This window comes from Legionella nigrisilvae (genome assembly GCF_977063395.2).
Genome location: NZ_CDRUGZ020000042.1, coordinates 97118 through 122745 on the forward strand (window position 1 = coordinate 97118; position 25628 = coordinate 122745).

The following is a 25628-nucleotide window of genomic DNA, read 5'->3' on the forward strand; positions in this document are numbered from 1 at the left end:
ATGAGATCCAAGGGTGTGGTTTAGGTGCAGGAAAAGCCGTAACCCGAGTGCGCGCACTCAGGCTACACTTGCAGAATTACATTTTTTCCAAAACTTCGTGTAAATATTTAACGGGTTCGATCAGCATTGACGAGTTTTGCTGTTTGGGTGCATTGGCAAAAGGCACTATTGCTCGTTTAAAACCATGTTTTGCTGCTTCTTTTAATCGCTCTTGTCCACTTTGTACGGGTCTAATTTCACCGGCCAACCCAACTTCCCCAAAGATAATGGTTTCCCGATCAAAAATTCGATTACGTAAACTCGACACTACGGCGGCTAATAAAGCCAAATCAGATCCCGTTTCCGTCACTTTTACACCCCCTACTACATTAATAAAAATATCTTGATCGTAGGTAGCAATTCCTCCGTGTCGATGTAAAACAGCCAGTAAAATAGCCAAGCGATTGGACTCAAGTCCAACTGTTACACGTTTGGATTGCTGTCCATGTGCTTCATCAACTAGCGCTTGGACTTCTACCAACATTGGACGCGACCCTTCCCAAGTAACCATCACTGCACTACCTGCAGTAGGTTCTGGTTGACGCGATAAAAAAATTGCTGAAGGATTGGCCACTTCTTTTAGACCTTTGTCCGTCATTGCAAACACACCCAGCTCATTGACTGCACCAAAACGATTTTTGATGGCACGAATGACTCGGAACCGGCTGTCACTTTGACCTTCAAAATACAAAACACTGTCTACCATATGCTCCAAAACTCGTGGACCGGCTAAAGCGCCTTCCTTCGTTACATGTCCAACTAGAAACACTGCGGTCTGAGTTAGCTTCGCGAAACGAACCAATTGAGCGGCCGACTCACGTACCTGGCTTACTCCTCCTGGGGCAGAACTTATATTTTCCGTAAAAATTGTTTGAATGGAATCGATAACAATCACTTTGGGACTTTCTTTTTGGGCATGAGCAATAATTGATTCAACCTGTGTCTCCGCTAAAAGCCTCAACCCCGCCAAGGGCAATCCCAGGCGTTTGGCACGCATTGCTACTTGCTGTAAGGATTCTTCACCAGTGACATATAAAACGGTTTCCTGCATGGAGAGATTTGCCAAAGTTTGCAGTAACAAAGTGGATTTACCTATACCCGGATCTCCCCCGATCAGAACTACAGAGCCATAAACTAAACCGCCACCAAGGACTCTGTTCAATTCGGATAAACCACAATCCATGCGTACTTCTTTATCCATAACTACATCTTCTACAGCAGTGATTACCGAACGTTGATTCACCCAAGAACCGCTGCGCGAATTTTTATTGACCGGCATCCCTTCTTCAGCAATAGAATTCCATACCCCACACTGCGTGCATTGTCCGGCCCATTGCTTAAAAATTGCGGCGCATTGACTGCATACAAATTGGGTTTTCGTTTTCATACTTATTCCATCTAATTCGGTTGCTGTTTAATATACACGATTTCGTCTATCGAATCTTCACTCGCTCGATTCCGAGGTAGACTAGGTGCAGCGAAGAGTAACCCGGAAATCCAAGTCAAATAAAATTAATTTACTGACATTGAATCCTGAGTACAACTCAGTATAATCAGTACATTTTGCACAATCAGGACAAAATCTATGAGCCAAGGTATGCATTTTGAGCAGTCGATTACGGAACTAGAGGAAATTGTCAGGCAACTTGAAAAAGGCGAACTCTCTTTAGAAGACTCACTGAAACAATTTGAGAAAGGAATTAGCCTAGCTAGAAGTTGTCAGGATGTGCTACAAAAAGCCGAACAGAAAATAGAAACATTAACCTCGGCAGAACCCAGCTCGGATGAACAATTAAGTGATAAGTAATTACATAAAACGGCATGAAGAATTTCTTAAACAAATAATCAATAACTCTTCTGTGCCTGCCACAACGATACGTTCTGCAATTAATTATTCCCTGTTCACCGGTGGAAAGAGAATTAGACCTATTTTAGTCTATTTAACTGGAGAGTTGCTGGATCTGGATCTAAAAATTCTCGATGTTATTGCTGCCGCAATTGAATTAACGCATTGTTATTCTTTAATTCATGATGATCTTCCTGCAATGGACAATGATGATTTGCGTCGTGGTAAACCGAGCTGTCATAAAGCTTTTGATGAGGCAACAGCCATTTTAGCCGGTGATGGCATGCAACCCTTGGCAGTTGAAGTTCTCTTGACCCATCTTTCTCCGCTGATTGAACCCCAACAAGTTATTGCGGTGACTCTTGAACTGGTTAAAGCTAGCGGCATTAGCGGTATGGTGAGTGGACAAAGCCTAGATTTGTCTGAATTAGCGAAATCTTCTACTAGCGAAAAACAACTGAGAGAAATCCACTATCTTAAAACGGGTCGACTTATTTTAGCGTGCATTGAAATGGTTCTAAATGCCCATACAGTATCCAAAGTACATCAAGTTGCTTTAAGGACTTATGCCAGTCATTTAGGTCTGGTGTTTCAAATGCAAGATGACTACTTAGATTATTATGCTCCTGCAGACTTGGGTAAAGGCCGCTCTTCTGACTTGGCAAACCAAAAAACCACATTTGCCACCTTATATTCAAAAAGTAAATTGGAAGAAGAAATTAACGCGCATTATCAAATTGCATTCGATGCGCTCAAAATATTTGATCAGAAAGCACTTGCATTGATTGACTTAACCCAACAATTACACGAACGTAGTAAACTGGATAGTTAGTAAAATTCAGTTATATTGCTAAAGTAATGTTAAAGCGAATAATTACCGTCATTTCAAGTTAATCCATGCCTAAAAGGAATCAGAAATGTCAATTGCAATTGTATGGTTTCGTCAAGACTTGCGCTGTCATGATAATCCAGCACTGTATAAAGCGTGTAAAAATCATCGCACGATCATACCTCTTTACATTTTAGAAGACCTCGACGAATTAATTGGTGGATCTCAAGGTTGGTGGCTACATCATAGCCTCGCTAGTTTGCAAAATGAATTAAAAAAACAGGGTCTGAAGCTATGCTTTAAAAAAGGAAATGCATTACAGATTTTAAAAAAACTCATCGAACACCATGCAATTACTGAGATTTATTGGAATCGATGTTATGAGCCAGCACGTATTGCACGGGATAAACACATTAAGAATGAGTTGACTACCTTAGGTATAAAAGTCACCTCGTTCAACGGGAGTTTGCTTAATGAGCCGTGGACTATCAAAAATAAAAGCGGCGAGTACTTTAAAGTGTTTACCCCATTTTGGAAACAATGTTTACAGCAAATTGAACTACCCAATTATCTTGTAATTCATAATTGGCCTAATAGCGTTAACACAAGTTCAGAAAATCTAGCCGAATGGAACCTCTTACCTAAAAAACCTGATTGGGCAAAAGAATTTCATGAGTTTTGGGAACCCGGTGAGCTTGGAGCCCAGAAAAAGCTGGATTTTTTTATTCAAAATCACTTACAAAATTATAAAAAATCTCGTGACGAACCGAGTCAAGAAGGTACCTCCCGTCTATCACCCCATTTACATTTTGGTGAAATCAGCCCTTGGCAAATATGGAGAGCAATCGAACAAATCCAGTTTCAAAAAAAATATAATTTAAGTTCGGTGGAATGCTTCCAAGCAGAACTAGGTTGGAGAGAGTTTTCCTATCATTTACTTTACCATGTTCCGAATTTACCTCATGAAAATTTTCGTCAAGAGTTCAATGCTTTTTCATGGCAAAAAAATAAGAAACAACTCAAACTCTGGCAGCAAGGCTTAACCGGATTTCCAATTGTCGATGCGGGGATGCGGGAATTATGGAGGACCGGCTACATGCATAACCGAGTACGAATGATTGTTGCCTCTTTCCTGGTCAAAGATTTATTAATCGATTGGCGAGAAGGAGCTAAATGGTTTTGGTACACACTTCTTGATGCTGATTTAGCAAACAATTCCACCAGTTGGCAATGGATAGCGGGAACAGGGACTGATTCCGCACCTTACTTTCGTATTTTCAACCCCATACTCCAAGGAGAAAAATTCGATCCCCTCGGTAAATACGTTAAAAGATGGATACCGGAATTAACGCAGGTTCCCAATAAATGGATTCACAAACCTTGGGAAGCCCCTCAAAATGAGTTACCCATCACTCTAGGCCAAGATTATCCTCTACCAATAATAGATCATAATCTAGCAAGGAAAAGAGCATTACAAGAATATCAAGCAATTAAGAAAAAATAGATATTTAGCTCTTGCGTCTTATTATCTGTGAAATAGGGATCATGGTTTCAACCCCGAGTTCTGTCTTTCTTTGTTCTCCCTTCCAGGCATGTCCGTACACGACTTCATAGGTCAATGGATACTTTCCATTAGCAGTTTGCTGGGTAGAATAATTTTGTTCGAATTGTTGCCAAGCTGTTTTCCCGGTTAAACCTTGGTTTCGTTGCGGATTAATATTGATTACTCCTTGGGCTTTTAAAGCATGTAATAACTGGGGCAATGTTTCATAATGCACTGCCAATACTTCCATATCGACCACTGGTTCCAAAAAATGCTCTGACATTAAGAAATCACCTACATCATGCATGTCGGCAAACTCGTTCACATGAGCATACTTATTTACTCCGGACCAGGCATGTTTCAATTCTTTAAAGGTATCTGGTCCCAAGGTAGTAAACATCAAACATCCATTGGCATTCATGACTCGATTCAATTCTCGAAAAACTCGCTGCAAAGGACCGCCCCAGTGAATAACTTGGTTGGCAAAGATTAAATCAAATGTGCCTGTAACAAATGGCATATGCAACATATCTGCTGCCACTAAAGGCCATTTGCGTCGCCAACCTTGTTTTTTCTGTGCCTGGATTAACATAAGCTGAGCCAAATCCAAACCAATAACTTGGGACTTTGGATACATTTTACTCAATTCATAAGAAAAAAAGCCCGGCCCACATCCTAGGTCAAGAATACGCTGCGGCTTCATATTCAAATACTGTAATCGATCGAGTAACCGTACTCCAATTTCTTGTTGTACCTTAGCAGTACGTTCATATTCAGCGGCATGTTGATTAAATGCCTTGCTAATTTCGTAGATAACAGCCATTATAAAACCAGGAAAAAATTAATGGATTCCAACGCTCGTGCGCCAGAAAATATGGAGTTTAACACAAAGTTTACGCTTGTACTCAATATGTGCTCTATGCAACCAATTTCATAATTGCAAAATGGCGGTATGCAACGCGTGTATTGAGCTCCTGACTCGTTTAGGCCCTGCGTGTCATTACTGCGCTTATCCGTTACCTGATACGCATCTGTTAGTCTGCGGTCGCTGTATTAAAAAAACTCCTTATTTCGATCGAACAATTATTCATTACATTTTTGAAGAGCCACTGCGTAGTCTTTTGCATCAATTTAAATACCATAATGGTCTTTATCTGGGTTCTTTTTTAAGTCACTTGATTGTGAATTCTCTCGGTCATGAAACGAAGCCCCAATGTTTAATCCCAGTCCCCATGCATCCGCAACGGATCAAGGCACGTGGATTTAATCATGCTGCCGTTTTAGTTCGTTTACTCGCCAAAAAACTCCAGTTACCCTATGATTTAACCAGTTGCCAAAAAATCATTAATACAGAACCTCAGGCAAGTCTTGATGGAGAACACCGACAAAGAAATCTACGCCATGCGTTTAAAACAAAAAAACTTCCATGGCATCATGTAGCAATTATTGATGATCTCTTAACGACCGGAAGCACTGCAAATGAGCTGGCATTGGCTTTAAAAAAGTCGGGAGTAAAACAGGTAGATGTATGGTGCTGTGCACGTACGGTGGGTAAATTATAAAAATCCGGATCCAGGGTTTCGCTGCCCCTTAAGTCCCCCTCTTAGTCTACTCCCCGCGGTTTCCAGGATTGTAGAGCAATGCTTTTGGATTCCGAGGTCAAGCTGCTGGACCTCGGATAAGAGCTGAAGGTTTTATTATATATCCAGTTTCTGGGTTAATTGTGACTCATCAATATTACAAAATTTCAACATCATGGGAATATCAATACCATAGGGTGTAATGCTATGCTCCATTCCTTGAACAATCAATGTTGCATTACCATGTCCAAGAGATTTATAGGATATCTCATGGTGCTCTGCAAAAGATTGAATTGCTTCTTCTGCTGCTCCAATACTGCCTTCAAAGCTACCTCTATCAATATTTAAGTGAGTATTTTCAATCTTAATTTGAATCCCATCACATTCTCCTTTTTTCTTTTTTTCTGTCGAAAAAAAACGCTTATAACTTGATGTTTGCCGTTCGACTGGCTCTTCTTTTTGCAATTTCTGATACATGATTTGTCCCATTTTTATCTAAAGTGCTCAATTGTAATTGGCCTCCAAGGAGAAAGTAAATCACCCATGAGCAATAGCTAGATCGAAAATAATTTAGATTCGCTGCAGATCATTCATTATTAAATGGACCAATAAGACACAAAATATTATAAATGCCAATCGATGCAATAAAAGTTCCATAGGTACAGAGACCGCTTTTCCACGAACTTTTTCAATGAGCGCATACACTATAGAGCCTCCATCCAAACCTGGGATAGGGAATAGGTTAACTACTGCAACCGCCAAACTTAAACTGGCTATGAAGAATAGAAAAACCACCATTCCTTGGGTGAGTGAAGCCACTGACGCTGCAAAAATACCTAAGGGTCCTAATAAGACTGAAAAAGGGATCACTCCGGTCAGTAATTGTTTCAATATCATCAGGAAAAAATAAACCATGTTCCCCATAAATACATTCGTTTTATGTATGGCATCCATAAGGGATGAGGCCCGCAATGTATTTTTTGGTGCAGATAAATTCGGTTTAATTCCTAGTTCCGTCAATAAAGATATTTTTGTCCCATGAAACTGCTGATGGCTTAAGTCAAGTGTGGTATTTGATTCTTGACCATCAGCCCGAATCAGCGTAACTGGAATATTATCCTTTCCCCAAAGAGTTACCAAACTCATTCCCACATCGCTCCAAGTCGGAGTAGCAGAACCGTTAATTGATTTGAATTTGTCCCCAGGAAGCATTCCTTTTTGTGCTGCAATACTGTTGGGAAGTACTTCTTTGATTTCTGGCATCGTATAGGTAAGACCGATGCTATACACCAGAATAAAAGCAAACCAGGCGGTAATCAGATTTGCCACCGCTCCCGCTAATAAAATAAGAATACGCTGCCAAATTGGTTTTCTATCAAAACATACGGAATGATCTTTAGGATCTACAGGACTAATCCGCGTATTTTCTAACTGGACATAACCACCTAATGGAAAAAAGGCCCATACCCATTCACAACCACTTCGACTTTGCCAAACTAATAACGGCTTCCCAAAACCGATAGAAATTTTTTTGATTTTTACTGAAAATATGCGTGCTACTAATGCATGCCCCCCCTCATGTATTCCAACAACCAAAATCAATGTGAGAATAATGGCGATAATTGCCAAAAACATAAGCTACTCCTTTATCGAGGGCGCGTGTTATCTACGATTAATTGTAATACCGGTGTACCCTTCTTACCGTTGAGTTCATAACCTTGTCTATAAACCTCAAAAATACGATACGCCTGATTCGATTCGCTATCAACCAATTCAACATCATCACCCTGTTCATCAATTAACGTGACCGTTAAATGAATCTCCCGAAATCCAGCGATATGATATCGATCTTTAAATAATTCTAATACACGTGCCAAGCTTTTTGCTGCTTCTTCGCCACTATGTTCGCCCTGCAGGATAATATCCATGATGCTCTCCCCGTACTTGGGATTTTGTATAAAACCCTCTATTCTTGTTAGCGGCAGAATAAATATGTACTTTAATTTTACAATTAAGTTTTTTTTTTATTAAGCGGCAAATACAGCCATACGCTGGGTATACCGCACCTCATTGAGGTTATAGAATCCTTTACTTAGAATCAAAATAAGAAATAAGACAGTAGGCCCCTACAAATTTACTGCCTAATCGTTTACAATTCCACGATTAACTCAATAATTCATATTCAAATAATTTATATCCTATGGTGTTTGTTGCTTGCGGGCTAAATCATAAAACTGCTCCAATAAACGTGCGTGAAAAAGTCGCCTTATCTCCGGCTACCCAGGATTCCTTGCTCCATAGCTTGTTAAAACTTCCAGGAGTGAATGAAGCGGCTATTTTATCGACCTGTAATCGCACAGAAATATATTGCAACACCCAAGACCCACAAGTCATTGCCCATTGGCTTACCAAGGAACATCAATTACCACTAGATTCCTTATCCCCATTTTTTTATGTGCATAAAGGCCATCAAGGAATCAAGCATTTATTACGTGTTGCCAGTGGTTTAGACTCTATGATGATTGGAGAGCCCCAGATTCTTGGGCAAATGAAACAAGCTTACCAGCATGCTTGCAACCTCGGTGCGATAAAAACAGAATTACGTCCAATTTTTGAATATGTTTTTAGTGCTTCAAAGCGAATACGAACGGAAAGTGGGGTTGGGACAAATCCCGTTTCAATTGCCTATGCTGCTGTACAATTAATAGGCCAGATTTTTACAGACTACAAATCGCTTAATGTTTTTTTAATTGGTTCAGGTGAAACTGCTTCTTTAGTTGCTAAATACTTGCGTCAGCAAGGTGTTGAACGGTTTATGGTTGCAAGTAGAACCCTAGAAAATGCAGAAAAACTTGCAACCTCGTTTAATGGAAAAACCATACCTATCACTGATATTGCTGAATATTTACCTCAAGCAGATGTGATTGTTTCTGCCACAAATTGTCCAATTCATTTTCTTAATAAAAGTTTGGTCGAAGAGGCATTAAATCAAAGAAATCATGCACCCATGTTTTTTTTGGATTTATCCGTTCCCCGCGATGTAGAAGAAAACATTAAGGAATTGGGACCAATCCAACTTTATAACATTGATGATTTGCAATTCATGATCAATAAAGGGATGGAAGAAAGACGCAATGCCGCATTACATGCGGAACACTTAATCGATGAAGAATTGAATAAATACATCCGCAAACATCGCTCACTTAAAGCCAAAAAAGTCATTTGTGATTATCGCAGTCAAATGCAAGACTTGGCTCAAAAAGAGTTGCAACGTGCTTTGAAAAAACTTTCTGCAGGACAATGTCAGCAGGTCGTTTTAAATGAATTTAGCGAACGCTTGGTTAATAAACTTACCCACAACCCTACTGCAGGTTTAAGGCAAATCGCTAAAGATGGCCGGGAAGATTTATTTACTTTGGCACAATATCTTTTTAATACTACAACACATCAGTCATCCTATGAAGAAATCTCTTGAACTCAAACTGCAACAAATGCTTGAGCGGTATGAAGAAGTGGGTCGCTTGTTATCTGAAGCATCCGTTATTGCAGATCAGAATCAGTTTAAAACTCTTTCGAAAGAATATGCGCAGCTAGAACCCGTAGCAACATGTTATGCCACCTATGTTGAGGCCAAAAATAACTTGTCCTCATTGAACGAATTACTCGAGGGAGAGGATGAAGAGCTGGCTTCTATGGCTTCAGAAGAGTTAGTAGAAGCTCAACAACAAATAGAAGAGCTTGATGAACAATTACAGTGGCATTTGATACCTAAAGATCCAGATGATGAACGTAATATTTATCTCGAAGTCCGAGCAGGAACAGGCGGTGATGAAGCCGCAATTTTTGCAGGGGATCTTTATCGGATGTATAGTCGATATGCAGAAGGAAAAGGTTGGCAACAAGAGTTAATCAGTGCCAGCCATGGCGAGCACGGTGGATATAAAGAAATCATCGTCCGTATTAGTGGTAATGCTGTGTACTCGCAACTTAAATTTGAATCTGGGGCTCATCGTGTACAACGTGTTCCTGAAACCGAATCTCAAGGTCGGGTACATACCTCTGCCTGTACAGTAGCTATTATGCCCGAGGTAGATGAGATTGACGACATTCAAATTAATCCCGATGATTTGCGAATTGATACCTATCGTTCTTCGGGCGCTGGAGGTCAGCACGTCAATAAAACGGATTCTGCCATACGGATTACACATATCCCAACCGGTGTGGTAGTAGAATGCCAGGATGAGCGCTCTCAACATAAAAACCGTGCTAAAGCAATGTCGTTACTTAAAACACGTTTGCTGGACGCAGAACAAAGCAAACAAAAGAAAGAACAAGCACAAACTCGCAAATCCCTAGTGGGAACAGGCGATCGTTCGGAGCGAATTCGTACTTATAACTATCCTCAAGGACGTTTGACGGATCATCGGATTAACTTAACCATCTATCAACTCAATGACGTGATGGAAGGAAATTTAGCATTAGTAATCGAACCATTAAAACGCGAGTACCATGCCGAATTACTCGCAGAGCTGGGACGAAATGATTAATATTCGTTCTGCCCTGGGAAAAACCCCGGATCTGGAAACTGAGATTTTACTGTGTCACACTTTAAAAAAAACCAGGACTTACCTGTTTGCACATCCTGAAGAATTACTTACTTCACAACAATGGGAATTCTTTCAAAATTTAATAGTCCAAAGAGCCCAAGGAGTTCCCATTGCCTATCTCATTGGTGAACGCGAATTCTGGTCCCTGAATTTAAAAGTTAATGAGCATACCTTAATTCCACGACATGAAACCGAACGATTAGTGGAATTAGCCTTGGAGCTTATTCCCAATCGCCCAGATACCTATGTCCTTGATCTAGGAACTGGCAGCGGAGCAATCGCCTTGGCTCTCGCTAAAGAGCGACCCGCTTGGCACATCATCGCGACGGACATCAGTGCAGAAGCTTTAAATATTGCACAAGAAAATGCACAACGCCATGAGATAAAGAATGTAACATTTCATTTATCCAATTGGTTTAGTACTATCCCTCGACGCCAATATCATGCACTGCTTGCGAATCCGCCTTATATTTCAGAACAGGATCCCCATATACACCAAGGTGACTTACGTTTTGAACCAAGAAATGCTTTAGTCAGTAGTCAAGAAGGTTTAGCTGATCTACAATGTATTATTAAACAAGGTTATGAGTACCTGTTACCGGATGGCCTGATTTTGCTAGAACACGGGTATGATCAAAAGTTAAAAGTACAAACTATACTTAATGAATTACAATATAAGAACGTACAATGTTGGCAAGATATACAGGGAAATGACAGAGTAAGTGGGGGTTGGCGATAATTTTATTGATGATACAATCGTTTTTTGGTATACCTAACCGCTTTCTGTAAACCCAAAGTTGTACATGGGAACGGAGGCTAAAAATGACCGAGCAATTAATTGATAAAACCAATGAGAGACGACACAACGTGAAAAACGACGCGATAGGTAGTATGGGAATCACCCCCTATAAGGAAGCCCCTGGTGAAGAATATATGAATGAAAAGCAGTTAGCACATATTGAAAAAATATTGCTAGCTTGGCGTCAATCGTTGATGGAAGAAGTCGACCGCACCGTGACGCACATGAAAGATGAAGCGGCTAATTTTCCAGATCCTTCAGATAGAGCCAGTCAAGAAGAAGAATTCAGTATTGAATTACGTACGCGTGATCGTGAGCGTAAATTGATTAAGAAGATTGAGGATGCCTTAGAGCGTTTGCGAAATGAAGATTTTGGCTATTGCGAAGCATGTGGTATCGAAATCGGCCTCAAACGTTTAGAAGCAAGACCTACAGCCACTTTATGTATTGATTGTAAGACCTTGTCAGAGATTAAAGAAAAACAAAATCAAGGTTCTTAATTTAATAGACCTCCTCTTCTGAAAAGAAGAGGCCTCTTCAAAATTCAATACAGTGCGTTCGAGTTCTATTACTTAATACCTGAATTCCTCATCCCCGACGCAACGACGTTAGTTCGGAGACCTTAGGTCATCCCGAATTTGATACACAAATTCATGACATTCACCTCAAATTCATGTCATTTTTCCTCGCACGCAAGAATCCATCTCAAAAACAAAGTTCAGAATTAATTGGATGGATAGATTCCCTCAAGGTGACTTGAACGAAACATTGAACCTAAATGAGCCCTTCGATTTGCTGTAAATGCCGTACTACTGAACCTTTATTTTTCTCAAAAATGGCAGTCGCATTTTGAATTATCTGTTGACGGAGCTCGGACTGTGTATGCAGTTTAATAATTCCATCAATCACTGCATTTGCTTGATCCACCAACATGATTCCCTCAGCCGCCTGTAATTCATCGCAAATGGCTTTAAAGTTATGAATGTGATTTCCACTTAATACCGGTACTCCCATCGCAATGGGTTCTAAGACATTATGCCCACCTACAGGAACTAAGCTTCCGCCTACAAAAGCATAATTACTGATTTGATATAAACCTAAAAGCTCACCCAAGCTGTCTAATACAACAATTTCGTTTTCGGGACTTAAGGATTTTAGATCCGAGCGTAATCCCGTTTTAAAACCTGATTGCAGACATAAGTGATAAACCGCTTGGAACCGTTCAGGGTGACGAGGCGCGATTAATAAAACGACCCCAGGGATTGCTTGTTGCAATCGTTTTAAATGCGATAAAATCTGCATTTCTTCGTTCTCGTGAGTACTTGCAGCAATCACAGCCACTCGCTCTGCGCCCCAGTGACTTTTTAAATCGCTAAAACGTTCGCTGTCTATCTTATTGGTTTGCAAATCAAATTTCATATTCCCTAAGACATGTACTATCTCTTTTCTTGCACCTAGAGTGATATAACGTCTGGCATCCTCTTCACCTTGCGCCAAAATGGCAGAGAATTGATTCAAAATAGGTTTAATTAAAAATTTAATCTTTTTATATCCATTCAAGGAATCATCAGATATCCGTGCATTAGCTAGTAACAGTGGCACCTGTGCTGCACGAGCTTCATAAATTAAATTTGGCCATAACTCTGTCTCCATAATCACACCAACACGCGGCTGAGTTTGTTTAAAGAAGCGTTTGAGCACCCAAGGAAGATCATAGGGTATGTATTGATGAGTAACCTTATTACCAAAGCGTGCTTGCACCCGCTCTGAGCCCGTTGGAGTCATCGTAGTGACCAATACGGACCAGTTTTTTTCCAACAGGGCATCAATCAAGGGGATGGCGGCAATTACTTCACCCAAAGATACCGCATGAATCCAAGCATCAAAAGGTTTATAATCATGCTTTCCAAGAAAAAAACGTTCGGATATACGCTCCCTATATGAAGGTAAGCTTCTTCCTTTCCACCATAAACGAATGATTAAAAAAGGACTTAGCAAATACATCAAAAAAGAGTAAAAAAATCGCATATAAAACCAAACCCAAAAACCGACAGTATATACTTAAAGTGTGGTATAAAGCGATAAAATCAATTTAACGTACTAAATATAAGGAATCCTTTGTAATGTCTCTTCGAGACTTTTTTATTGTATCAACGTGGTGGGGGAAGATTATTGGCGCATTTTTTGGCTATTTAATCGACGGTCCTACAGGGGCTATCTTTGGTCTTTTGGTGGGTAATTTCTTTGATCGGGGTTTATACAATTATTTTTCCAATCCTAATTGGCTGTATTACACCGAAAAACGTAAAGCAATTCAAAATGTTTTTTTCGAAGCCACCTTTTCCATTATGGGACATTTGGCCAAAGCGGATGGACGTGTTTCGGAACATGAACTAGACATGGCGCGTCTTTTTATGGACGAAATGCGTTTAAGTAGTGAACAAAAAACTCGGGCAAAACAATTATTTAATGAGGGCAAAAAACCCCAATTTAACTTAGATGAAGTGCTTGCACAATTAAAGAAGGCCTGTAAGGATAATCGTGACTTGTTACGATTGTTTATTGATATTCAGTATCGCGCCGCCCAAGCAGATGGACTTGGGACAAAGAAAATCCAAATATTAGATAAAATTTTTTCGAAACTCGATTTTGCACCACTGCACAGACAATATCGTTTTTATGAAGATTTTGGCACCAGTTATTCCTCGGAAGCACCCGATGACGCGAAGCAACAATCCCAACAATCCTCCTCGTCATCTCACTCGTATTCATCCTACAGTAGATACAATTACCAACCCAGTAAAACCAATATGGATTATGCCTTTGCTCTTTTGGAGGTATCGCCAAATGCCACCAAACAAGAAGTAAAAAAGGCTTATAGGCGTTTGTTAAGTCGTAATCATCCGGACAAATTAATTGCCCAAGGTTTACCCCAAGAAATGATTAAGATAGCCAATGAAAAAACCCAGAAAATAGTGAAAGCTTATGAATTAATTTGCACCAGTAAAGGCTGGTAACTTCATCGAAATAAAGTGCACCAAAAGAAATCTTCAGGGTCAGTTAAAAGCCGAATCTTTTAAAAAAGGGGTGATCGGCCCTAAATAAGAGTACATCACGGGAGGGGATTTAGGGTGAAACTTGGGCAACTTTACCATCCATCCATGAATAAATGAAAAGAGAAGTTGTTTACTGTATTCGTAATCATGATGAGCACCGGGTATCTCTAAAGCTAAATAATTGTTTTTATCCGGGCCAAATTCTTTTTTCCTTGCTGCCATCTCTTCTTTTGTCAAATCAAAATCAAACTGAGCAACAATATCAAAGACGGGCATATTTAATTTAGGCTTTTTATTTTTAGATGGAGGAATATCGTATGCGGATAACAAGACCAATCCTTCAATTTCAGGAACGGGGGGTTTTTCAAGATAATCAAATGTTTCTTTTAATTGTTCCCCATAGTGTACGACCACTATACGCATGTTTTTTTGATTCCGCAAAGTCGTGACCACTTCCGGAAATTGTTTGATCCAGGTTACAGCAGTACTGCTTTTATTATTGAGTAATACAACCTGCCATCCATTTTGTGCTAATTCATTTGCCAGATTATCTAACAGAAGGGTAGATTGTGGCTGTGCTCCTCCATTTACTAAGAGCACTGCGCCATATTTTTCTTTCTTGGCGGGCCAATAAGGCAAATCGATACTCTTGCCCTCTACCTTGATGGTTAGTTTGTCTGCAAAAGCAGCTGAACATACCAAAAAAAATATTAAAACTATCCTTGTACTATTTTTCATATCATCCTAATACATGTTCCTAGCTCAATTTATGCTTGATACAACATAGGGAAATATGCTGCATCCAGATAAATTAAAGGCGAGTTAATCTGTTAATTCTATACCCGCTTGATCCAACATTATTCTGGCTTTTTCTCCCAGAATTTGGTGCGCTAAGGCAGTTGGATGTACTAAATCAAAAAACAGATAACCGTTACATGCATCCGGCGCAATTTTATTTTTGACGGCTGCCGCCATTTTTAAAACCGATTTTTTGGTTATCTCATCCACTACAGAATTAACGCAAGTGCCCGTGATATTGGTGAATCCATAATCTTGAGGATGCATCATGACTTCCTCAAATGCCTGATGCAAATCATAGTATAACCACTCTACATCGGGGTATTTTTGTTTAAATTCCTCAATGGACTTATTTAACATATTATTATGCTCTTGAGCATAATAAGTCATTTCGTTAATTGAACCGAATTCAATTGCAGCGGGAGTGCGTCCTAAATCTGGCAAATTAACCACTAAAATATGTTTCGCCCCTTTTTCTACTAATCGATGGATGCTGTTTACAATTCCTGAATGCACATCATGCAATGTTTGTTCGGTATCAGATGGAAAAGCAAGGTAGTTATTTGAGCCTATCCATATTACAAAAAGACTGTCTTCACTCGCTTTATCATTATGCTCCATCAAATAATTATTTACTTCTCTTCTTAAAGTAAATAAGACATCATCAGCCCCTTCTTCCTCAGACACACCAGCACCACCATAAGCATAATCTAATAAATGTCCCGCAGGGTTTTCAGGGAAGTACGAAGCAATTACATATTCGATCCAAACAGGTCCGTTTGAAAAACGACCTTCGAAATAAGGTGGGGATGGGGGTAATTGATACTTCATAAATTTATATAAATTACCGTTATCAGATAAACTATCACCAAATACAACTATATTATGAAGAGGTGTAGCCCAAATAATCCCGGAAAATAAAAAAGCCCCTATAGTTGCTAACAGTTTCATGAATACCCTTAAGTCTAATCCTAAATAAAGCAGTGACATCTTATTATAAAATTGCTACTGCACTGAATTTTGAAGAGTGTATCTGGTTATTTTAAAAACAAAAAGCCACCCGCATTATAGTATGAAAGATCATTCATAAGCAATTTTTTTGCATAAACCTAGTTTTCATTATTTTAATATATTTATCAAAAGGTTAAGTAAATTCAGTCACTCTAAAATCAACTATTTAAATCATAAATATGCTTATTTCATGGACAAGAAGACCATCTCGAAGGGTTTCCCATTGCTCCTTAATCAAAAGATATTTATATTAGTATTTTTGCCAGGGAAGCTCCAAAAATGACTTTTGAACAAAATTTCCTCCTTAAATGTCTGGATTGTATGGAACAAATTCTTTCTGATGAGGATGAATTAGCCAAAGCAATTCATCATTATCTCGAAAATAAATCGCCTACCTCTCGTTACCAACTAAATTCCAAAATAACTGATGCATCACACTGGAGTGAACAGGATAAATTACATTTTAGTGCCATTGTTTTTGAAGCAATTGCTCGCAGTTCTTTATCATTTTACTCTGAAGACGATGAACGAGTTCAAGAATTAAGTGCTGCCAATACAATATTTTTGGAACAATATCTACCACTCTTAACTGAAAATACCAATCCCAATAACCGAATTAATTCAGTGAAAGAAAAGATTATAGATGTTAAAAACGATCTCAAAAATAAGATAGAACGAACTGAAAACCCCTATGTTTTTTTTACACCGGTCACTGCAGGCTTGGTGGTGATTGCTGCCGCCGCTACCACAGCAGCATTTTTGGCTTATAAAGCATAACTGAAAGAATAAAACGAGGAAGTATCCGGGTGCAACAACACCCGGAGGAAGGATATTTTTATAGAGATCCGGTTACGACTTTATTAAGCGCTACCAATCAAGGTTATTTTTAATTGGCGCCCACAAACCCAGGCTTTCGTTAAATCACTCATGACCTCTTTAGGCATCCCTTTAGGTAAGCGTACTGTTGAATGATCTTCATGAATTTTCAGACCTGTGATTTGTTTACTTTGTAAACCCGCTTCGTTGGCAATCGCACCGACGATATTCCCTGGCTTTACTCCATGAACTTTACCTACATCAATCCGGAATAAATCTTGTTCTACAAAGTCGTCATTAAATTTTTTACGCTGTTCACGACCTTCTCGGAACCCCTTCTTGTCACTAGAACCCCCTCTTCGCTCATCTGGCCGAGAACGTTCAAATTTGCCACCACGCTCAACACGTCCCTCTTTAGCAGGACGTGACGCTTTAGGTAACGCTTGTTCCTTTTGCCAAGGAAGATCTTTGTGGAGTAATAAGGCAAGTGTTGCAGCAACATCTACAGCGGAAACGTCATGTTCTTTAATGTACTCTTCAATGATGCGTTTGTATGAAGGCAAGTTTTCATGTTCCAAACGTGCAGTAATATTGGCCATAAAACGTTCCTGCCGCGCCACTTGGATCATATGATCATTGGGTACGGCTACTTTGGTAATACGCTGACGGGTATGTCGCTCAATGCTGGTTATTAAACGCGATTCTTTAGGTGTTACGAATAAAACAGCGACTCCAGAACGTCCAGCTCTCCCTGTTCGACCGATACGATGCACATACGTTTCATTATCATGAGGTAAATCATAGTTAATTACATGAGTTACACGCTCTACATCCAAACCCCGTGCAGCTACATCTGTTGCTACCAGGATATCAATTGCTCCTTGTCTGAATTGCGCAATAATGCGTTCACGTAATGCCTGGGTAATATCGCCATGAATGGCCATCGCGCGCAATCCTTGTTGTTGTAAACACTCGGCAACTTCTTCAGTGCTGCTTTTAGTGCGCACAAATACGATAACCCCTTGATATTCTTCTACAGCTAGCACCCGCAATAATGCATCAGGTTTTTGATGTCCAGAAGCAAATAAAAAGCGTTGCTCAATACTTTTAACCGTTGCCGTTTCTGTTCGTATTTCGATAGAAACCGGATTGTGCAAATAGGTATTGGCAATTTGGCGTATACGATGTGGCATCGTTGCCGAAAAAAGACCAATTTGTTTTTCTTCGGGCAGTTTTGCCATAATGGTTTCAATATCTTCAATAAAGCCCATACGCAACATCTCGTCGGCTTCGTCCAGAATAAACGTACGCAAATTCTCTAATTGCAAAGTACGCCTATCGATATGATCTAAAATACGGCCTGGAGTTCCCACCACAACCTGAGCCCCTGCTTTCAATTGCTTTAATTGACGACTGTAATCTTGCCCGCCACATAAAACAGCAACAGTAATACCACGTTGGTTCGCACTTAATAGCTCAAACTGCTCAGCAACTTGTATTGCTAATTCGCGAGTTGGAGCCAAAATTAAGGCTTGAGTACCTTGCACCTTAGGAGATAAATTCTGCAATATAGGCAAAGCAAAAGCTGCAGTTTTCCCTGTTCCGGTTTGTGCCAGAGCAATCGCATCACGACCTTCCAGCAATAAGGGAATTGTTTGTACTTGAATTGGAGATGGTGTAGTAAACTTCATGTCCTCTAGTGCTTTGTTTAAAGCATCTGAAAAATTAAAGGACGCGAAGCTTGTGATTTCTTGAGACATAAAAATCCTGATCGATTAAAACATAACCTCTAATAGGCTAAGTGATATAAAAATTGAACAGTATAATAACAAAATAAACAAAATAATGCACTATATTTATGAATTGATTAGGGTAAATCCGTATTAATTGTTCTGTTGCTATTATAGTTTACTTGTAAAAGATCAGCACATAATTTGTATAATTATCAAAAAATCCTGAGTTCCGACTACCCCTTCGCGCCAAGCTTTAAATTAAATCAATGCTGCTAATCGACAGGCCTGATCTATGGCATGGCGTGCATCCAACTCCAATGCTTTATAGGCACCTCCCACTAGATGCACGAGTTTTCCTGCCTCTTTCAAAGGGGTATACAATTCAGCGAATTCGATTTGTCCAGCGCATATAACCACTGTATCTACGGGTAAAATCTGCGCTTTGTCATTGATATTTACATGCAAACCTTCATCATCAATCCTTTCATAATGTACACCAGAAATCATTTTGACTTGCTTATGCTTCAGGCTTAAACGATGAATCCAACCTGTTGTTTTGCCAAGACGTTGGCCCATTTTTTCCTTTTTACGTTGTAACAAATAAACGTCACGAGGACTTGGAGTTACTTCCGGAGGTTTGATGCCACCACGATATTTTCCTTGGATATCAATCCCCCACTCATTATAAAATTGATCCTTTGGAACTGGATGCTCATGAGTTAAAAATTCAGCCACATCAAAGCCAATTCCACCCGCGCCAATAATAGCCACTCGTTGACCTACTTCTTTTTTTCCAGTAACCACATCGATGTAACTAACAACTTTAGGATGGTCAATGCCTTTGATCTCAGGAACACGTGGTTTAATTCCGCTTGCTAAAACAACCTCATCAAAATCTTGTAATAACTCGGCTGTTGCTTCGGTATCGAGCAGGATAGTCACCTTATATTTTTGCAATTGATAATTAAAATAATCCAAAGTTTGTTGAAAAATTTCCTTACCTGGAATTTTTTTAGCGAGATTAAATTGTCCACCAATTTGGTTGCTTTTTTCAAATAACGTGATTTTATGCCCGCGTTCTGCAGCCACCGTGGCAAAAGCAAGCCCGGCAGGCCCCGATCCCACGACCGCGATAGATTTTGGTTTTGCAGTGACCTCATAAATCAATTCCGTTTCATTACATGCACGTGGATTCACCAAACAGGAGGCGGTTTTGTTTACAAAAACTCGATCAAGACATGCCTGGTTGCAGGCAATACATACATTTATTGCTTCGCTTTCACCTATTCTGGCTTTTTCAGCAAACAATGGATCCGCCAAAAAAGGCCTAGCCATTGAAACCATATCAGCCACCCCAGACTCGATTAATTGATTAGCCAATTCAGGGGTATTGATGCGATTGGAGGTAATCACCGGAATTTTTATTTCAGGTTTCAAATGCTTGGTTATATGGGTAAATGCTGCTGCAGGTACCATAGTAGCGATCGTTGGAATGCGTGCCTCATGCCAACCTATACCTGTATTAATCAAGGTAGCACCTGCTTCTTCAATCGCTTTGGCAAGAATGACTACCTCTTCCCAATTACTGCCATCAGCAATCAAATCAAGCATTGATAAACGAAAAATAATAATAAACTTTTCGCCTACCGCTTCTCGTACACTCCGAACTACTTCAACAGGAAAGCGAATACGATTTGTATAACTTCCACCCCATTCATCCTGACGCTGATTGGTGTGTGTCACAATAAATTGATTAATTAAGTACCCTTCACTGCCCATAATCTCAATACCGTCATAACCGGCCATTTGAGCAAGACGCGCACAACGAGCAAAATGTTTGATGGTTTTTTTTATGCGATATTGACTCATTACCCAGGGTTTAAAAGGGCTAATAGGTGATTTGATACCGCTGGGAGCAACAATAAATGGATGAAAGCCATAGCGGCCTGCATGCAAGGCTTGCAGGAGGATTTTACCGCCTGCTTCATGTACTGTATGAGTGATTAATTCATGTCGACTCTGCTCTTTGCTGTTCGTTAGTTTGGCAGCAAACGGAGCTAAACGCCCAGCACGATCGGGAGCAAATCCCCCTGTTGTGATAAGTCCAACTCCTCCAAGCGCTCTTTCTCGATAAAATTGTGCTAAACGATTCAGACTCTCTTTATCTTCTTCAAGGCCGGTATGCATAGATCCCATCAACAATCGATTTTTTAGTTGAGTGAAACCTAAATCTAAGGGCTGAAATAAAGCTTTAAAGGGCGTATTATCAATTCTCAATTCCATGAGCATTCTCACAAAATAACATCAAAATCAAGAGTATAAACCCTGTTCGTCTCTTTTCACAGAGAATAAATAAGAAACTTAATAGTCTCTATAGCCTAGGGCATTGAAGTGTAATTTATGCTATGCAAGCTTGCCGAATCAGGTTACCGAACTATGCCTTCACCTAGACTAATTAGGTAATTGTCTTTCTTGAGTAAAAGTAAGGCGCATTTGAAAACGATTGGCAATAAAAGCACCGAGTAAAGTAACACTGCAACCCACAAGAGAAAGTAATGAAGGTTGTTCGTTTAACAAAAGAAATCCCATTAATGTGGATACTATGGGTAGAGCATATAAAGAGATGGATGCATTGGAGGCCGATAAATATTTTAATACATAACCCCATGCTAAATAAGCCAGAGTGGCTGGGAAAATACCCATATACACAACCGCTGCTGTAGTTTGCACCTCAGCTATCCTAATTTGCTGCAGCATATCGGGAAGAAATATAGATAACAATAAGGTTCCTCCCCACATTACCCAGGCAATAATCGCAACCGGATGATAAACACTCACGAATCGCTTCTGAATAATCGTTAAAATTGCGCCCATTAAAGCAGAAACCAAAATCGCCGTGATACCTTGTTGTATTCCAGGTTCTGTGTTCTCACCAATCGTTAATAAAGCCAAACCCAATAGACTAATTATAATCCCGAACCAAACCCCACGCGCCAGTTTCTCGCGTAAAAAAACCAGGGATAAAAGAATGGTCATTGCCGGCATTAAACCCATGACAAAACTGGCTATGCCCGCAGAGACACTCAACTCTCCATAATTCAAACAAATATTATAAATTCCAATGCCCGCCATGCCGGCAACCAGTAATTGAAGACGATCTTTCCATAGTACTCGTTTTTTGATTCCTAGACCGTAGTAGATAACCATCATACAGAGTGAAGCGACCATAAAGCGTAAAAGAGCAAGTGCGCCTGGGGAATAACCAGTCAATCCAATGCGTATTCCAACGTATGCTGAAGCCCATAAAACAATGGCAATAATCATGATACAGTTTATTTTTAAAGACTGCATACCTCACCACCCCAGAAAAAATAAAGGACTTATTGTATCAGAATTAATCTAAACAATCACCTCAAAGGACCCCGTTTACCTATACCTTTCGAAGTATGGAAAGATGGACAATTTAAGTACAGAATATGCTGCAATGCAATAAAAATACTCGATTTTAAGCGTGTTTTTTAGAAAATCCACCTTTATTACTGGCAATATGTAAAAAAGCTTGGCATTTTCTTTTTTTATAAACTACCTTTATAGAAGGGCCTGCTCCTGCTGAGGATGAATATGGATGACCCTTTTTCTGCTTTAATAGAAGCTGTTAAATCTGTTTTTCATTTAATACCGATGAGAAACGGAAAATATACTTATCCTGAAATCCAGCAACTAAAGGACGTAATTGAACGTTATCAGCCTGATGAAAAAGCAACATTTGTTGAGCTGGTAAAAGCTTTAGGTGCAACGTTACACCATTTAGAAAAATGGCGTATTAATTTTGCACCTATAAAAGATGCAATTGATTCTTTGGCTGCACAACATCAAATGCCAGCTATAAACTGGGATAAGTATCTTGCTCATCCTAAAAGATCCCAAAGGTTCCAATTTAACGACACACAACAAGATGTTGAGTTTGTCCCATGGTTAAACGCCATGTACGAAAAAATTCATGCTCAGCAAGAATCAAGCTTACATACCAAATTAATCGCTCACCGAGATCAGCTTGGGTTTAGTCAAAGACTCATTTCTCACTTACAAAAAGAGCCAGAATTTTTATTGCATTTGATTATGGAGTCTAAAGAGAAGTTCATTCAAATAGCGAGTACACGCTTAATTTTTTACTTAACTGACGAACAAATTGCCAAAGCAATAATTAAATATTTGCCTGATATGCTACAGGACCATCCCAATCCTTTAGTACAGGTAGAACAGCTGGTGGATAAATTGAATGGAATATTATCCAATGGACGTTCTATTTCTACGCTTTTACGTAATTCTAAAGCCAAAGAAGTTTTGGATGGCTCAGAATTGTTCCAAATATATCAAAGTGAAGAATATAAAAACCGTCAAGAGCACCCTTCAGTAGTAGAACACGAGGAATTTAAGCCTCGATTTGTTTGAAATAACGGCATTTAGGTTGAGAGATACATCTATAACTACGATTTTATTCATTGTTGAGAAAGAATTTTTCCCTAGATTTGATTTTTATGTCAACAACTTTTCTTAGGGAGTTTTGTTGAAAAAAATCTTATGTCATTTCCCGCCTTCGCGGGAATGACATATAGACAAGAATTTTGCAGCATTCAAGCAGCATTAAAAAACTATTCTTAACCCAGCAAACCCAAATCTTTTACTGTATCATGCTCTTGCTTTAACTCATCTAAGGTTTTGTGGAACATATCACGACCATAGTCATTGAAGCTTAAGCCTTCTACAACCTTCAATTCTCCGTTTTCACGTCGGCATGGGAATGAGAAGATTAAACCTTCATCGACCCCATATTCGCCTTGAGAGCTACGGCACATAGAGAATGATTCACCAGCAGGAGTATCAGTCACTAAACGATTAACACCAGTAATCACGGCATTGGCAGCTGAGGCAGCAGAAGAAGAACCGCGCGCTTTAATTACTGCAGCACCCCGTTGTTGTACAGTAGAAACAAATGTGTCTTTTAACCAAGACTCATCAATCACTTTAGCTGCAGAAACCCCATTAATTTTCGCATTATAAAAATCAGGATATTGGGTAGACGAATGGTTACCCCAAATGGTCATTTCAGTGATTGCGGTAATATCAACCCCAGCTTTCTTAGCCAATTGACTGCGTGCTCTTAATTCATCCAAACTGGTCATAGCATAAAAACGATCATTTGGGATGTCTTTCGCATTATTCATTGCGATCAAGCAGTTTGTATTGCATGGATTACCCACCACAAAGACACGTACATCATCACTTGCGTAATCATTAATTGCTTGCCCTTGCTTGGTGAATATGCCTCCGTTAATTTGCAATAAGTCAGAACGTTCCATACCTTGCTTGCGAGGTACAGAGCCAACCAACAAAGCCCAATTCACTCCATCCATTGCCTTATTCAATTCGGAAGTACAAACCACACGCTTCAATAAAGGAAAGGCACAATCATCCAGTTCCATTGCAACCCCTTCTAGAGAAGGCAGTGCTGCTTCTAGCTCAAGTAAATTTAATTCTACTTCAGTGTTTGCACCAAACATTTGTCCAGAAGCGATTCGAAACAATAATGCATAACCAATTTGTCCAGCTGCTCCAGTAACAGCCACTCTAACTCGTTTATTTGCCATGTGATTTCCTCTTATTTAGCGGTAATCAACACAAATTCTCTCTCGCTAAGCAGGAAAGAAAGCAACTTGCATGATTACATTTTTTGTTAGAAAACTCGCAACATGATACTATTGCATTCCCAAACAAGCCAGTCTTAAAAAGAGTAATGATCCCTTTATCGTTGTATATTCATATTCCATGGTGCATTCGCAAGTGCCCTTATTGCGATTTTAATTCCCATAAAAGTCCTGAGAGTTTACCGGAACAAAATTATGTCCAGGCACTTATTGCTGACTTAAAAACTGATCTGGAACACTTTGAAGCAGGTGATATTTGCTCTATTTTTATTGGCGGTGGCACTCCTAGCCTTTTTTCCGCACAAGCATACGATACCTTATTTACCGAATTAAGACGGCTTTTATCCTTTGCTGAAGATATTGAAATTACTCTGGAAGCCAATCCTGGCACTGTAGAGCAACAACGCTTTACTGAGTACCGACACATTGGGATTAATCGACTATCCTTAGGGATTCAAAGCTTCAATCCGGAACATCTAAATACTTTGGGCCGTATTCATGATGCCCAACAGGCGCATCGGGCCATCGAATCCGCAAGAAATGCCGGATTTAACAATCTAAATCTGGATATTATGCATGGTTTACCCAAGCAAAGCGTAGCCCAAGGAATCGAAGATTTAAAGACGGCGATTGCCCATCAACCCGAACATTTGTCTTGGTACCAGTTAACCATAGAACCAAATACGGTATTTTACAAAGAAAAACCTCCCTTACCTTCCGAAGATGATGCTTGGCACTTAGAAGAAGAAGGACTCGCCTTACTTAAGGAATCTGGTTTTGAACGCTATGAAATTTCTGCATTTGCGCAATCTACTCGACAAGCTCGGCATAACTTGAATTACTGGTTATTTGGGGATTACTTAGGTATAGGGGCCGGAGCTCATGGCAAAATAACAACCTCAGAAGGTATCCTAAGAACGCGTAAGCATCGTCAACCTAAAGAATATCTCGACTCAAATAAACCTTTTTTGGCCAGTAGGGATCTAGTGACACCCCAAGATCTGCTATTTGAGTTTATGCTCAACACCACCCGCCTAGAACAACCGATTCCATTAGAACTGTTCGCCCAGACTACAGGAAGACCACTGAGCGCTTTACTCTCTAAGCTCAAAATAGCCGAACAAAAAAAGCTCATCACGCTAACCGATGCTCATTGGCAAGTCACGGCTTTTGGCAGACGTTATACCAATGACTTACAAGCACTATTTTTATAATAAAAATTGTAGCCTGTATGCAGCGTATCGAAACCCGGATAACGCGTTTCAA

24 protein-coding genes are annotated in these 25628 nt (G+C 39.7%); 12 read left to right on the forward strand and 12 right to left on the reverse strand.

Features of this window, described 5'->3' with window-relative positions; genetic code table 11:
- Window positions 1-76: 76 nt before the first annotated feature.
- The gene (gene radA / locus ACWTE2_RS28935; RefSeq protein ID WP_182392653.1) at window positions 77-1426 is read right to left on the reverse strand and encodes a DNA repair protein RadA; all 1350 of its coding nucleotides are present in this window, start codon (window positions 1424-1426) and stop codon (window positions 77-79) included.
- A gap of 198 nt (window positions 1427-1624) precedes the next feature.
- Between radA and ACWTE2_RS28940 the strand changes: the two genes are divergently transcribed.
- From ACWTE2_RS28940 to ACWTE2_RS28950, 3 genes are all read left to right on the forward strand, one after another.
- Window positions 1625-1846 (forward strand): exodeoxyribonuclease VII small subunit, encoded by a 222-nt coding sequence (locus ACWTE2_RS28940; protein WP_182392652.1) that lies wholly within the window; start codon window positions 1625-1627, stop codon window positions 1844-1846.
- Window positions 1836-2717, forward strand: coding sequence for a polyprenyl synthetase family protein (locus tag ACWTE2_RS28945; RefSeq protein ID WP_182392651.1), 882 nt, complete (start codon window positions 1836-1838; stop codon window positions 2715-2717). Before ACWTE2_RS28940 ends, ACWTE2_RS28945 begins: the two co-directional genes overlap by 11 nt.
- Window positions 2718-2802: 85 nt before the next feature.
- A complete protein-coding gene (locus ACWTE2_RS28950) occupies window positions 2803-4218 on the forward strand; it encodes a cryptochrome/photolyase family protein (RefSeq protein ID WP_454785458.1) in 1416 nt (471 codons plus the stop codon).
- Window positions 4219-4222: 4 nt separating this feature from the next.
- On the opposite strand, the gene bioC is transcribed toward ACWTE2_RS28950, so the two are convergent.
- A complete protein-coding gene (gene bioC / locus ACWTE2_RS28955) occupies window positions 4223-5080 on the reverse strand; it encodes a malonyl-ACP O-methyltransferase BioC (protein ID WP_182392649.1) in 858 nt (285 codons plus the stop codon).
- Between the two features lie 37 nt (window positions 5081-5117).
- Between bioC and ACWTE2_RS28960 the strand changes: the two genes are divergently transcribed.
- Window positions 5118-5819 carry a ComF family protein gene (locus tag ACWTE2_RS28960; RefSeq protein ID WP_454785459.1) on the forward strand — a complete coding sequence of 234 codons (702 nt, stop codon included), beginning with the start codon at window positions 5118-5120 and terminating at the stop codon, window positions 5817-5819.
- Window positions 5820-5954: 135 nt separating this feature from the next.
- Here the strand turns inward: ACWTE2_RS28960 and ACWTE2_RS28965 are convergent, their stop codons facing one another.
- The 3 genes from ACWTE2_RS28965 to ACWTE2_RS28975 form a co-directional block, all read right to left on the reverse strand.
- The gene (locus ACWTE2_RS28965) at window positions 5955-6314 is read right to left on the reverse strand and encodes a hypothetical protein (protein ID WP_454785460.1); all 360 of its coding nucleotides are present in this window, start codon (window positions 6312-6314) and stop codon (window positions 5955-5957) included.
- A gap of 93 nt (window positions 6315-6407) precedes the next feature.
- Window positions 6408-7472, reverse strand: coding sequence for a M50 family metallopeptidase (locus tag ACWTE2_RS28970; RefSeq protein WP_454785461.1), 1065 nt, complete (start codon window positions 7470-7472; stop codon window positions 6408-6410).
- A gap of 11 nt (window positions 7473-7483) precedes the next feature.
- Entirely contained in the window at window positions 7484-7765 is a 282-nt protein-coding gene (locus tag ACWTE2_RS28975; protein WP_182392646.1) for a hypothetical protein, read from the reverse strand.
- Window positions 7766-8037: 272 nt separating this feature from the next.
- Here ACWTE2_RS28975 and hemA point away from each other — a divergent pair, with 272 nt between their 5' ends.
- The 4 genes from hemA to dksA all read left to right on the forward strand — a co-directional run bounded on the left by hemA (window position 8038) and on the right by dksA (window position 11743).
- Window positions 8038-9312, forward strand: a complete 1275-nt coding sequence (gene hemA / locus ACWTE2_RS28980) for a glutamyl-tRNA reductase (protein WP_182392645.1) — start codon at window positions 8038-8040, stop codon at window positions 9310-9312.
- Window positions 9296-10384, forward strand: a complete 1089-nt coding sequence (gene prfA / locus ACWTE2_RS28985; protein WP_182392644.1) for a peptide chain release factor 1 — start codon at window positions 9296-9298, stop codon at window positions 10382-10384. The genes hemA and prfA overlap by 17 nt, the downstream gene beginning before the upstream one ends.
- Window positions 10377-11183 carry a peptide chain release factor N(5)-glutamine methyltransferase gene (prmC, locus tag ACWTE2_RS28990; RefSeq protein WP_454785462.1) on the forward strand — a complete coding sequence of 269 codons (807 nt, stop codon included), beginning with the start codon at window positions 10377-10379 and terminating at the stop codon, window positions 11181-11183. The genes prfA and prmC overlap by 8 nt, the downstream gene beginning before the upstream one ends.
- An 83-nt stretch (window positions 11184-11266) precedes the next feature.
- Window positions 11267-11743: an RNA polymerase-binding protein DksA gene (dksA, locus tag ACWTE2_RS28995; protein WP_031562609.1), complete on the forward strand. Its 477-nt coding sequence runs from the start codon at window positions 11267-11269 to the stop codon at window positions 11741-11743.
- 274 nt (window positions 11744-12017) lie between these two features.
- Here the strand turns inward: dksA and waaA are convergent, their stop codons facing one another.
- Window positions 12018-13271 (reverse strand): lipid IV(A) 3-deoxy-D-manno-octulosonic acid transferase, encoded by a 1254-nt coding sequence (gene waaA, locus ACWTE2_RS29000; RefSeq protein ID WP_454785463.1) that lies wholly within the window; start codon window positions 13269-13271, stop codon window positions 12018-12020.
- Between the two features lie 95 nt (window positions 13272-13366).
- Here waaA and djlA point away from each other — a divergent pair, with 95 nt between their 5' ends.
- Entirely contained in the window at window positions 13367-14260 is an 894-nt protein-coding gene (djlA, locus tag ACWTE2_RS29005; protein WP_454785464.1) for a co-chaperone DjlA, read from the forward strand.
- A 39-nt stretch (window positions 14261-14299) separates the two neighbouring features.
- Here the strand turns inward: djlA and ACWTE2_RS29010 are convergent, their stop codons facing one another.
- Both ACWTE2_RS29010 and plaA read right to left on the reverse strand, forming a co-directional pair.
- Window positions 14300-15037: an alpha/beta hydrolase gene (locus tag ACWTE2_RS29010; RefSeq protein WP_454785465.1), complete on the reverse strand. Its 738-nt coding sequence runs from the start codon at window positions 15035-15037 to the stop codon at window positions 14300-14302.
- 84 nt (window positions 15038-15121) lie between these two features.
- Window positions 15122-16048 (reverse strand): GDSL family lysophospholipase PlaA, encoded by a 927-nt coding sequence (gene plaA, locus ACWTE2_RS29015; protein WP_454785466.1) that lies wholly within the window; start codon window positions 16046-16048, stop codon window positions 15122-15124.
- A 339-nt stretch (window positions 16049-16387) separates the two neighbouring features.
- Between plaA and ACWTE2_RS29020 the strand changes: the two genes are divergently transcribed.
- Complete coding sequence (locus tag ACWTE2_RS29020) at window positions 16388-16885, forward strand: hypothetical protein (protein ID WP_182392638.1); 498 nt, start codon at window positions 16388-16390, stop codon at window positions 16883-16885.
- Window positions 16886-16968: 83 nt separating this feature from the next.
- Here the strand turns inward: ACWTE2_RS29020 and ACWTE2_RS29025 are convergent, their stop codons facing one another.
- The 3 genes from ACWTE2_RS29025 to ACWTE2_RS29035 form a co-directional block, all read right to left on the reverse strand.
- Window positions 16969-18684 (reverse strand): DEAD/DEAH box helicase, encoded by a 1716-nt coding sequence (locus ACWTE2_RS29025; protein ID WP_454785467.1) that lies wholly within the window; start codon window positions 18682-18684, stop codon window positions 16969-16971.
- A gap of 231 nt (window positions 18685-18915) precedes the next feature.
- The gene (locus tag ACWTE2_RS29030) at window positions 18916-20940 is read right to left on the reverse strand and encodes an oxidoreductase (protein ID WP_454785468.1); all 2025 of its coding nucleotides are present in this window, start codon (window positions 20938-20940) and stop codon (window positions 18916-18918) included.
- Window positions 20941-21108: 168 nt separating this feature from the next.
- Complete coding sequence (locus tag ACWTE2_RS29035; protein ID WP_454785469.1) at window positions 21109-22008, reverse strand: DMT family transporter; 900 nt, start codon at window positions 22006-22008, stop codon at window positions 21109-21111.
- Between the two features lie 270 nt (window positions 22009-22278).
- Between ACWTE2_RS29035 and ACWTE2_RS29040 the strand changes: the two genes are divergently transcribed.
- Entirely contained in the window at window positions 22279-23109 is an 831-nt protein-coding gene (locus ACWTE2_RS29040) for a hypothetical protein (protein ID WP_454785470.1), read from the forward strand.
- A 206-nt stretch (window positions 23110-23315) separates the two neighbouring features.
- On the opposite strand, the gene ACWTE2_RS29045 is transcribed toward ACWTE2_RS29040, so the two are convergent.
- A complete protein-coding gene (locus tag ACWTE2_RS29045; protein WP_182392633.1) occupies window positions 23316-24305 on the reverse strand; it encodes a malate dehydrogenase in 990 nt (329 codons plus the stop codon).
- A gap of 146 nt (window positions 24306-24451) precedes the next feature.
- Between ACWTE2_RS29045 and hemW the strand changes: the two genes are divergently transcribed.
- Complete coding sequence (hemW, locus tag ACWTE2_RS29050; protein ID WP_454785471.1) at window positions 24452-25576, forward strand: radical SAM family heme chaperone HemW; 1125 nt, start codon at window positions 24452-24454, stop codon at window positions 25574-25576.
- Window positions 25577-25628 lie beyond the last annotated feature (52 nt).